The sequence below is a fragment of the Hydrocoleum sp. CS-953 genome (assembly GCF_002260545.1).
GTDB lineage: Bacteria > Cyanobacteriota > Cyanobacteriia > Cyanobacteriales > Microcoleaceae > Trichodesmium.
In genome coordinates this window covers 1-11,084 of sequence record NZ_LGSU01001362.1, presented here as the reverse complement: position 1 = coordinate 11,084, position 11,084 = coordinate 1, and the positions used below count along the sequence as shown (strand labels likewise).

Annotated in this window: 7 protein-coding genes and 2 pseudogenes; 4 read left to right on the top strand and 5 right to left on the bottom strand. The window is 36.9% G+C overall.

Annotated elements, in window-relative coordinates:
• Positions 1 to 313: 313 nt before the first annotated feature.
• The 3 genes and pseudogenes from AFK68_RS26160 to AFK68_RS42630 all read left to right on the top strand — a co-directional run.
• The gene (locus AFK68_RS26160; protein ID WP_094676386.1) at positions 314 to 874 is read left to right on the top strand and encodes a PEP-CTERM sorting domain-containing protein; all 561 of its coding nucleotides are present in this window, start codon (positions 314 to 316) and stop codon (positions 872 to 874) included.
• A 355-nt stretch (positions 875 to 1,229) separates the two neighbouring features.
• Positions 1,230 to 3,135: pseudogene (gene bchD / locus AFK68_RS26155) on the top strand (magnesium chelatase ATPase subunit D); the annotation flags it as partial.
• Position 3,136: 1 nt separating this feature from the next.
• Positions 3,137 to 3,464: pseudogene (locus tag AFK68_RS42630) on the top strand (magnesium chelatase ATPase subunit D); the annotation flags it as partial.
• A gap of 185 nt (positions 3,465 to 3,649) precedes the next feature.
• Here the strand turns inward: AFK68_RS42630 and AFK68_RS26150 are convergent.
• The gene (locus tag AFK68_RS26150) at positions 3,650 to 3,898 is read right to left on the bottom strand and encodes a UPF0175 family protein (protein ID WP_094676384.1); all 249 of its coding nucleotides are present in this window, start codon (positions 3,896 to 3,898) and stop codon (positions 3,650 to 3,652) included.
• A gap of 297 nt (positions 3,899 to 4,195) precedes the next feature.
• On the opposite strand from AFK68_RS26150, the gene AFK68_RS26145 reads away from it, so the two are divergent.
• On the top strand, positions 4,196 to 4,999 hold the full coding sequence (locus AFK68_RS26145; protein ID WP_210407631.1) for an EamA family transporter: 804 nt from the start codon (positions 4,196 to 4,198) through the stop codon (positions 4,997 to 4,999).
• Positions 5,000 to 5,376: 377 nt separating this feature from the next.
• Here AFK68_RS26145 and AFK68_RS26140 read toward each other — a convergent pair whose 3' ends face one another.
• The 4 genes from AFK68_RS26140 to AFK68_RS46540 form a co-directional block, all read right to left on the bottom strand.
• Entirely contained in the window at positions 5,377 to 6,537 is a 1,161-nt protein-coding gene (locus AFK68_RS26140) for a radical SAM protein (protein WP_094676382.1), read from the bottom strand.
• A 164-nt stretch (positions 6,538 to 6,701) separates the two neighbouring features.
• On the bottom strand, positions 6,702 to 7,016 hold the full coding sequence (locus AFK68_RS26130) for an AbrB/MazE/SpoVT family DNA-binding domain-containing protein (RefSeq protein WP_143438289.1): 315 nt from the start codon (positions 7,014 to 7,016) through the stop codon (positions 6,702 to 6,704).
• A gap of 299 nt (positions 7,017 to 7,315) precedes the next feature.
• Complete coding sequence (hpnJ, locus tag AFK68_RS26125; protein WP_094676376.1) at positions 7,316 to 8,749, bottom strand: hopanoid biosynthesis associated radical SAM protein HpnJ; 1,434 nt, start codon at positions 8,747 to 8,749, stop codon at positions 7,316 to 7,318.
• A 1,524-nt stretch (positions 8,750 to 10,273) separates the two neighbouring features.
• The coding region (locus tag AFK68_RS46540) for an FAD-dependent oxidoreductase (RefSeq protein ID WP_143438294.1) at positions 10,274 to 10,824 on the bottom strand (551 nt) is incomplete at its 3' end.
• Between the last annotated feature and the right edge of the window lie 260 nt (positions 10,825 to 11,084).

The window sequence follows — 11,084 nt, the reverse complement described above, 5'->3', positions numbered from 1 at the left end:
CTAAACGTAGTATAACACCCATGAGGGGTATTACCCCCTAATTTAATATAAATATTAATTATAATAAAAATAAGTATAATATATGTAGATTGTAATATTTAATTGAAAAGCTAAAAATAAAGACTTTAATCAGAATAATGTGTAGCTTAAAATTATAGAAATAGAGAAGATTTAGCATTTGAAGCGATCGCTGACCTTGACAAAAATGAAAGAAGTTTCGTCGTGATTAAATTCTGTATCAAACCGTAAACATGACAAAAAAGTTTTGTTATCCTAGAAACATACTATTATGTAGTTACACGGAGGCAAGACAATGAAGAATATCTACAAAAAGTTAGTCCTTGCTAGTGGTGGAGTAGTTATCAGCTTAGGTTCCTTAACAATAGCTATGCCTGCTCAAGCAGTATTAATGAGATATGATTTCTCTGTCACAAATATTGACGGAGGTATTCACGATGGTACTACTGGATCGGGCTATTTTACTTTTGATTCTGAGGGTGAAGAACTTGATATTGGCTCTGGCGAAGTAATTAAACAAGTATTGGATTTTGAGTTTAATTGGTTAGGGCAAACTTTTGGAGTAGAAGCATTAGACTTTGAGAATGACGGAGATGGTGTTTTATTTGAAAATGGAGTATTTCAAAGTCTAGATTGGGATTATGTTGCTGATGCAAATTTGTCTTGGGACTTATTTGAGAATGAGTTTGATTACACAGATTTGAGTGGTTTTCCCTTCAATGGATCGGGTTATGGTGAGGTGAGTTATGAGAAACAAGAACCAGTTTCTGATGTTCCTGAACCAGGGGTTGTTATCGGTTTAGGTTTAGTAGGTTTAGGATTTTGGCTGAATAAAAAGAAATTATCTCATCGTTAAAATTGGTAAAAAAAATATTTGACTATCAGGTTTATAGAAGTGCATAAAAATAATAATTAGGGTGGGTATCTTTCCCACCTTATTTTTCCGGAAAAAGTGTAATAAAAAGTATTTAATAGATAAGCACCATGACAAAATTGTTTACCTTCCCTAATTTGATCTGAGGGATACAGTATAAGGGATTCAGTCTGACAAAATGTGTGATTAATTTTGTATAGCTGCTTATAGCAGAAGGCATTCAGCAGTAAGGCAGAAGCGATAATGCTCCACATCGTTTCACGATCGCCAACCCCAACTGGAAAAATATGTCCCATTAATTGATATCCTAGAAAGTAAGAGTCAAACTATTCAAACTATGCCTGTCGTTAACCCTCCCACTATTATCAATTTTCCTCTAGCTGCTGTAGTTGGACAAGAAGCAATAAAAATGGCCTTATTGTTAGCAGCCGTCGATCCAGGATTAGGAGGAGTCGCCATTGCTGGCCGTCGTGGGACTGCTAAATCTGTAATGGCCAGAGCTATACATTCCCTTTTGCCACCTATTGAAATTGTCCAAGGTTCTTTTAGCAACTGTAATCCCAACTACCCTGAAGAATGGGATGAGCAACTTTTAGAAGAGCATCCCAACGCCACAGTAGAAGAAATACCTACAGAAGTTATACCTGCACCTTTTATTCAAGTTCCCTTGGGAGTGACAGAAGATAGGTTATTGGGTTCGGTGGATGTAGAAAAGTCAGTAAAGCAGGGGGAAACGGTTTTTCAACCAGGTTTATTAGCTTCTGCTCACCGAGGGGTATTATATGTAGATGAAATTAATCTGCTTGATGATAATATTGCTAATCTATTACTGACGGTTTTAACAGAAGGGAGAAATCAGATAGAGCGGGAGGGTATTAGTTTTCAACATCCTTGTAAACCTCTATTTATCGCTACTTATAATCCTGAAGAGGGGCCGTTAAGAGAACATTTGCTGGATAGAATAGCGATCGCTCTCTCAGCAGATATGCTTTTAGGTTTAGAGCAACGAGTGGAAGCAGTGGAACAAGCTTTAGATTATGCTAGTTCTCCTCAAGCTTTTCTGGAAAGATATACAGAAGATATAGATAATCTCAAAACTCAGATTTTGTTGGCGAGGGAGTGGGTAAAAGATGTGGTTATTACCCAGGAACAGATACTCTATTTAGTGGAAGAAGCAGTTCGTGGAGGAGTGCAAGGACATCGGGCAGAACTTTTTGCTGTGCGAGTTGCTAAAGCATCCGCAGCACTAGACGGACGAACAACTGTTAATGCTGATGACTTGCGTCGAGCGGTGGAGTTAGTTATTGTGCCACGAGCAACAATAGTGCAAACTCCGCCAGAAGAGGAACAACAACCGCCGCCACCACCACCACCCCCTCCAGAAGATCAGTCCGAACAGGAACAAGAGGAAGAGGAAGAGGAAGATGAGGAAAACCAGGAACCTCCAGAGGAAGAAGAGGCAAGTATTCCTGAAGAATTTCTGTTCGATCCGGAGGGAGTGGTTTTAGATGATACTGTGTTGTCTTTTGCGCAAACGGCAAACCGTCAGGGTAAGTCGGGTAGTAGGAGTATGATTTTTTCTGAAGATCGGGGGCGTTATGTGAAACCAATGTTGCCTAAAGGTAAGGTGCGACGTATTGCTGTGGATGCGACTTTGCGATCTGCTGCTCCTTATCAAAAGTCGAGAAGAGAACGTCAGCCAAACCGCAAAGTTATTGTGGAGCAGAGTGATATGCGGGCGAAACGGTTGGCAAGAAAGGCAGGTGCTTTGGTGGTATTTGTGGTTGATGCTTCGGGTTCGATGGCGTTGAATAGAATGCAGTCGGCAAAGGGTGCGGTGATGCAGTTGTTGACGGAGGCGTATCAGAGTCGAGACCAGGTTTCGTTGATTCCGTTTCGCGGAGAACAGGCGGAGGTTTTGTTACCGCCGACTCGTTCGATAACTTCTGCCCGACGACGTTTGGAAAAAATGCCTTGTGGTGGGGGTTCGCCTTTAGCACATGGTTTGACTCAAGCGGTGAGAGTTGGTGTGAATGCTAAACAGTCTGGTGATGTCGGGCAAGTTGTGATTGTTGCTATTACTGATGGGCGCGGGAATATTCCGTTGGCGCGTTCTTTGGGTGAACCGATGTTAGATGATGAGAAGCCGAATATTAAGGAGGAGTTGTTGGAAATAGCTGCTAAAATTCGGGGTTTGGGTATTCAGTTGTTGATGATAGATACTGAGAATAAGTTTGTTTCCANTGCTAAACAGTCTGGTGATGTCGGGCAAGTTGTGATTGTTGCTATTACTGATGGGCGCGGGAATATTCCGTTGGCGCGTTCTTTGGGTGAACCGATGTTAGATGATGAGAAGCCGAATATTAAGGAGGAGTTGTTGGAAATAGCTGCTAAAATTCGGGGTTTGGGTATTCAGTTGTTGATGATAGATACTGAGAATAAGTTTGTTTCCACTGGGTTTGCAAAGGAGTTGGCCAAACAAGCGGGTGGTAAGTATTATCATTTACCGAAGGCGACGGATCAGGCGATCGCTGCTATGACTCAGAATGCTTTGAAGGATGCTATAGGTTAGGGAAGGAAGAAGGAAGGAGGAAGGAGTTTAGTAGGGTGCGTTTCCCTTCGGGACATGAAAATGAAATGTAACGCACCGCCTATCCCAAATAGAGATCTCGAATCATAAAAAATCAAATTAATTATCCATTGGTAAAGAGGCTTTAAACCTCTGAAGATTAATTATTAATTATCAATTATCAATTATCAATTATTTAGTTTCTCTGCTAATTCAGCTTCAGTGAGTTGAAAGGTATCTACACCATAATCAGCTAATTTTGTCAAAAATAGGACTTTGGGAATACCTGCTAAATTTGCAGCAGCACCAGAGGAAAGACGACCTAATTCATAAAGTTTAATGGCAGCAATTAGTTTCATTTCTTGACTAAGTTCTTCAGGGGTTAATTTTAAGGCTAAGGCTGTTTCTTCTGGTATATTAATAGTTAGTTGATACATAGGTAGAATCTATTTTTTGTTCAAAAAATATTAATCTAGAATTGATTATGACATATTTCCTGCTTCATTGGTAAGGAAGAAGTAAGAAATATATTTTAGCATAAATTTCCGAAGTTAACTTTCGTTATATTCAAGAGGAGCTACACCAATTCCGAAAAATAATGGTATACTTCCTCAAGACTTCAGTTATTAAGTAATTAAGTAAAGTTTAGCAATGTTTTTAAGGATTCTAGGAAAAGAGGGTAATTACTACTTACTTATTCTTAAGAACCCTATTCTCCTACTTCCCTACTCCCTATGGCAAATTTAATCTTACTATTTCTGTTGAATATTACCCAGGTTTTAGGAGATATTTGGTTAAGTAAAGCCATGAAACAATTTGGGGAAGTTAATCTAGTTAATTCTGAAAGTTGGATACCATTAATAATTTACTTACTAACAAATTTTTGGATTTGGTTAGGAGTAATTTTTCTGATGCTTTCTCTCGGTTTATACCTAACTGTTATTTCTAAACTTGACCTGAGTTATGTACTTTCGATGCACTCTTTAACTTATTTGTTAAATGCCTTCTTTGCTTGGTTGATTTTAGATGAAACAATTTCAAATATCAGATTAATCGGAACTTTAATCATAACTATTGGTGTATTAATTGTTGGTTTAAGTAAAAGTTTATATGAAGATAGAAAAAATCATAATTTTCACCTGGCTTTAGTGGGATTATCTTTGAGCTTTTATCAGTATAAAACTTGGTTGGCGATCGTTATTATTGCTTTGGCTGATTCAACTGGAGATTTATGTCTTGCCAGAGGGATGAAACAAATTGGAGAGGTGAATTTAAAATCCATCAAAAGTCTAGTTCAACAAATAGGTGAAATTATCATAAATCGGTTAATTATTGTGGGAGTTTTTTGTCAAACAATTGCTTTTTTATCATTTATTTCGGTGTTAAGTTGGGCAGATGTTAGTTTTGTCCGCCCGGCAACAGCATTAACTTATGTTTGTAGTATTTTAGGCGCGAAGTTTTGGTTAAAAGAAAAGGTTTCTTTGGGTAGATTTATTGGCATTATTTTTATTGTTATTGGTTTGATAGTTAATAGATAAGAAATAATTGATAATGGATAATTGATAATGGATAATTAGGGTTTGCTGATTCTCTAGAAAAGAGGAAACCGGGAATCAGGGAATAGCGGGGATAATTGATAATTTATCCATAATATCATGTCCGGTTGAATAGTTATAATTAAAGCTTGTAGTTGGGCTTTAGCCCGAACTATTAAGATAGGGCTAAAGCCCAACTACAAACCAAATTTTTTTTCTCACTAATTATCCGAACATTATATAATAATTGATTTTGTTTTTGATTATCGGAGATGTCTAATAATATTTCCGCATTTGGTTAAAACCGAGAGGATTAAACCAGGGTTAATTATCAATTATTCATTATCAATTATCCATTATCAATTATCCATTATCCATTATTAAAACCGCATTATCCAAGGTAATTCTTCCATCACCGCTCGTAAAGAATCAACATTACTTTTCCTCGTTAAAGCTTTTGCCGTATCTAATAAATTTCCTTTCTTAATTGACTGATAAGCATCCTGCATCGACACTGCAATATTCTGCATTAAACTGGAATCTCGATAACAATTAATCATACATTTTGTACAATTATCTCTAACCAATTTCGAGCTATCAAATTCATAAATAGAACACATCGGTTCATGCCAAAAATGACAACGCCATAAATTTAAATCCCAGTCAAGAAAAAAGAAACGATAACCTGCTAAACAAGGATAACGTTGCTCCTCATTGTTGACAAATCTCTGCATTTCTTCTAAAGAAAGAGTAGGGTTAACTACTCGAAATCGCTTTTTTAATTCCTTGACTTTTTCGTAAGCTTGCCACAGACTTTCATTAGTATGAGTGACTAAACCAGCATCAGAATATCCTAAAAAATTAGAATCAAGACTTGTTAATGGATAGGAAAAAACCACCGACTCAAATCCCAGGGAGTCTAGAAAATCTGGCAGTGCATCATAATCAACTAAATGACTCATGGTGACAGAAGCAGTCGAATACATCCCAATATTTTTTAGCACTTGATTAGCTTCTTTAATTTTATTGCATACACCAGGCAACCCGCGATTTTTCTCGTGAATTTCTTGAGTTGCAGCATCAACTGAAATAATTAGACTAGATAAACCTGCATCAGCTAATTCGTGAATTTTGTTCGGCGTTAACAACCCACCGTTTGTCACCACCATAGGTTTGATTCCTAATCCTGCTGCATGATCGACAAATGAGATTAGATTTGGATTAAGAGTTGGTTCCCCACCAGTGAAAACCAGATATCTAATACCTTCACGAAACAGAATATTAATTGCATCTATACCCTCATCAAGTTCAACAAATTTTGTTTGCTCTTTCGGAAAAGTATCTCGTGCAAAATTGCAGAAACCACAGTTAGCATTACAAGCATTATTAATAGCAAATTGACAAAATCCCGGACCTCCAGCTTGAAAAACTAGCTGTAGGGTATCTAGGATGCTAGTTGTTGTTGACATTCCGCGATTTTTGGTTTGGGTAGTAATTTTTGTATTGTTGTTATCTGGTGTTGTTTGGGTATTTGTTTTCATAATTTTGTTGATTGATATAATTTGTACAGGTATAGTATTGATAATTTTGACACTTAAATACTGGTGATAAACCAAGCATATTCTCTGCTGTAACCTCAAAAGGTTTCCCTCGCCAAAATAGTCCAGAAATCAGAGTATTGGTATCTAAGATAATTCGCATCAACTTAAGTTAACTTTCGTTTTTCCTGCTTATAAGATTTAATTTCTGCTTGAATTTCCTCTTCAGAAATAGGATCGATTTCATTAAGTTCATGGAAGCGATCGCATATTTCAAAAAAACGTGAACTTGCCTCACGGTTAACTCCTTTTTGCGCGTTAATCATATCCTTAACAGCCGACTTTTTCACCCGTTTGAGGATAATGGTATCTTCATCTTGCCACAAGAAAAACTCATCCCCAGGTTGTAACTGAGAGCGAATTTCTGGTGGTAACTCTAACTGTCCATTTGCTGTTACTTGAATCACGGTTTTTGATGTCATAATTTTCATTCCTAATCGTAATATTGCTAATTCCGGCATTGCTGAATTAAGGGATGAATTTCAGCCGACTGGGTATTGTGTACGACTGAAAATATTAGGAACAGGCAAGATTTCCATCCTGCAAAACTATTAAAATCATCCCGCATTTATGCAACGCCCTAATTCCTTAGAAAAATTCAGCCTAACTTTTAACTATTTCATCTCATTCATTATAATTTTTCACAGACAAAGGAAACTAGAAATATACTAACTAATAGACATTTCCGATAATTCAATTGAAACCGGAGATGTCTAGCTAATTAATGACTTGCAGCTCTCTGATGACGCTCCCTCAAATAAGACAAAAATTCCTTACCTTCGCGCAAACGTCGCACTAACATTTGCGGATCTGCCAACATTTCTCCAACAATAGGAATAATTGATTTCGGTCTAAAATAAAACCGACGATACATTTGCTCGACCCCATCCTCAATTTCACTACCTGACAAATTAGGATATTGCAACGCTGACATTTGAATCCCAGAATTTGCTACCAGAGAATCTCCAGTAAACCAACCATTTGCCTCAGCTTGACTATATAATTCTGTTCCTGGATAGGGGGAAGCAATAGAAACTTGAATCGTATGGGGATTTACTTCACAAGCAAAACGGATAGTCTCCTCAATAGTTTCCCTGCTCTCATTGGGTAAACCCAGAATAAAAGCTCCATGAACTTTAATTCCTAACTTATGGCAATTTTCCATAAATTTGCGGGCGACTTCTAATTTAATTCCTTTCTTGACTCCATCTAAAATTTGCTGATTTCCTGATTCAAAACCAACTAATAGCAAACGTAGACCGTTATTTTTCAATTCTTTGAGAGTGTCATAATCTAAATTTCCACGAGCATTACAACTCCAGGTTAGCTTCAGTCGCTTCAAATGTTCGCTGATGGCGATCGCTCGTTTTTTATCAATAGTAAAAGTATCGTCATCAAAAAAGTATTCTCTGACAGAGCTACCCCAAATTGCTTTTGCTTCTGCCATTTCTCGCCCTACTGCTTCGGGACTTTTAGCGCGATATTGATGTCCGCCAATAGTTTGTGGCCATAAACAGAAGGTACATTTAGCAGGACAACCGCGACCAGTATATAAGGAGATGTAGGGATTGAGCAAATAACCAATTAGATAGTTACGAATATCGAGATGTTCTGCATAAACAGGAAAAACACTAGGCATCGCATCCCAGTCGTGAATTAATTCTCGTTCTGGGGTCTGCTGAATATTACCTTGGCGATCGTGGTAACTCAACCCTTTAATTTCTGCAAAAGGTTTTCCTTCGGATAATTCTTTACAGGTGTAATCAAATTCGTTGCGACAAACAAAATCAATAATTGGATTATCTTTAAGAGTTTGTTCTGGTAAAACTGCCACATGAGCGCCAACAAAACCTATTTGTGTTTCCGGGTTTTGAGTTTTAATTGCTTCTGCACATTTAACATCATTGGGGAGGGAAGGGGTGCTGGTGTGCATAATTACCAGTTCGTAATCTTTGGCAATTTTCAGCACATCTTCCACCGTTTGATAATGAGCAGGAGCATCTACTAATTTACTTCCGGGAACTAGAGCTGCAGGTTGAGCTAACCAGGTAGGATACCAGAATGAGGTGATTTCTCGTTTGGCTTGATATCTAGCTCCAGCACCTCCGTCGAAACCATCAAAGGAAGGGGGATTTAAAAATAGAGTTTTTTTCATATTGGATACTAAGTTTATAATATGCAGAATTATAATATACCGGAATTTTCCTCAGAAAATACCAAGTGGACTGATATGACTACAAATCTAGTAGCGTATCTAGACTAAAATTGTTGGTTAAAAAAACCTAACCCCCAACCGCCTTCCCTACAAGGGAATGGGGAGCTTCTCTCCTCTCCTTGCAGGAGAGGGGTTGGGGCAGGGAGGAGAGGTCTTCATTGACTCAAATTTACCCATATTTTCAAGCTAGATACACTACTACTAGATTTTATTTTCCTTCCACAACTTAATTTAAACCAATTTTCCTATTCCACAATTGTCAACAGAAAAATTTTTTCATAATTGCAAAATTATCCTAGTTTCAAGTCGTTAAATAATAAAGTTTATAGCTTCATTAATAATTTTCACTGGATAAGAATCAGCAATTAATTTCTTAGCTTCCTCCATAACTTTAACATCTGGAACAAAGGTTGATTTATCCAAACATTCATCAAAATCAATTAGAGTTTTAATCCATTGATAAGATTGAAATGCTACTGTCGGAAAAAAGGAAAATTTCCCAGGCAAAACACATAAATAGTTACTATTGGGATTTGACTCTATCCAATAACTATAACGCCGTTTTTGTTCTTCCTGACTAATAAATTCTGTTTTGACACAGTCATAACTAAAAAGATTTCGACTGTAAAGTTTTTCTTTGCCAAAATATCGTTCTGCCGAATCTAAAATTTGCTCAATATCTACTTCTTCTTCTCGATTTATTGGGTCGTCATTAGTATAGCTGGAATCCGCCAACATAGAATAAACAAATTTTTCTGCCCCTATCTCATAATTATGTACAAAATGATTAAAATGAAACTTTCTTTTAGTAGACATCCGCACAAAATTAGTATCGGTTAAAGCAGGTTGAGTTACTACCATTGCACTACGACTACGTTTAAGTTTTGCCCGTACTTGTAAATCGGATAAAAAGGGTTCAAAACCTTTTCCGACTGCAAAAATAAATAACCGCGCTTTGAGACGTTTAGGAAAGCTATTTTGTGTGCGACATAAAAGACTTTTGATTTGAATTTTACCGTAACTATCTATTAGTAATTTATCAATAGTTACTCCCGTCTCGAATGTCACCCCCCGCTCCATAGCACTAGCAACTAAAGTTCTCATTATGGCAGTAGTATTCATCGAACAATCTAAGGTTTTGATAATTTCATAATTAGAATTTTCTAGACCATAAGAATTATCGAATCTACGACAAAGATTATCTATAGTTTCTGTTGAATGACGCAAAGAACAATTTAATCCCTCATAAGCTTCAACTTCGCCATAAATTGGTGCTAAACAACTTCCATTTTGCAGCCAATTATATTGTTGACCATAAGCAGTTTCTAATCTTCCTAAAACTCGGTTTCGTTGAATTTCTAAATATACCGAATCGCTTTTCAGACCAGATAGACTAATTTCTGGAGAATTTTTTCTAGGATGAATTAAATATACAGGGCGATCGTTAAACCAACCATTAGAATNACTTCGCCATAAATTGGTGCTAAACAACTTCCATTTTGCAGCCAATTATATTGTTGACCATAAGCAGTTTCTAATCTTCCTAAAACTCGGTTTCGTTGAATTTCTAAATATACCGAATCGCTTTTCAGACCAGATAGACTAATTTCTGGAGAATTTTTTCTAGGATGAATTAAATATACAGGGCGATCGTTAAACCAACCATTAGAATTAGGGATAACTGCGGGGGTAAAAAAATTAGGTTTTGTTTCTGTCAGAGCAATATTACATTGTGCAGAAAAATAGGAACTATATAGATTAATTAAATCCTCCAAACTATTAACACAATTAATAAAAGTCTGAGCATCATCATGTCCTGAATAAAGTGCCCCAGTATGAAACCAACCTTCCAATTTACCCGAAGCAAATGTTCCTAATTGTGGGGCACTATCTAATACTTTGATAGAAAGGCGACTATGACGAGCCAGAAATTCAGCAATAGAAATTCCAGCAATTCCGCCACCGATGATAATTACATCGACATATTCAATTTGAGAAGCTTGGATTTTTGTCATTTAATTAAATTAAAGTTACATCATTGGGGGTCGGGTTTATTTAACTTTAGGTGAAACCTCGTTAATTTAAGGAAGAAACCTCGTTAATTTAATGGAGAAACCCGCCCCTACTAATTGTGCGTTACATTGTTGGGGGGCGGGTTTATTTAACTTTAGGTGAAACCTCGTTAATTTAAGGAAGAAACCCGCCCCTACTATGGATAATTAATAATTAATAATTAATAATTAATAATTACCTCTTGTTAAAACCGAAAGATAGT

Coding starts and splice junctions, on each gene's coding strand:
- AFK68_RS26160 (WP_094676386.1), top strand. CDS start 314: ATGAAGAATATCTACAAAAAGTTAGTCCTTGCTAGTGGTGGAGTAGTT.
- AFK68_RS26150 (WP_094676384.1), bottom strand. CDS start 3,898: ATGTATCAACTAACTATTAATATACCAGAAGAAACAGCCTTAGCCTTA.
- AFK68_RS26145 (WP_210407631.1), top strand. CDS start 4,196: ATGGCAAATTTAATCTTACTATTTCTGTTGAATATTACCCAGGTTTTA.
- AFK68_RS26140 (WP_094676382.1), bottom strand. CDS start 6,537: ATGAAAACAAATACCCAAACAACACCAGATAACAACAATACAAAAATT.
- AFK68_RS26130 (WP_143438289.1), bottom strand. CDS start 7,016: ATGACATCAAAAACCGTGATTCAAGTAACAGCAAATGGACAGTTAGAG.
- hpnJ (WP_094676376.1), bottom strand. CDS start 8,749: ATGAAAAAAACTCTATTTTTAAATCCCCCTTCCTTTGATGGTTTCGAC.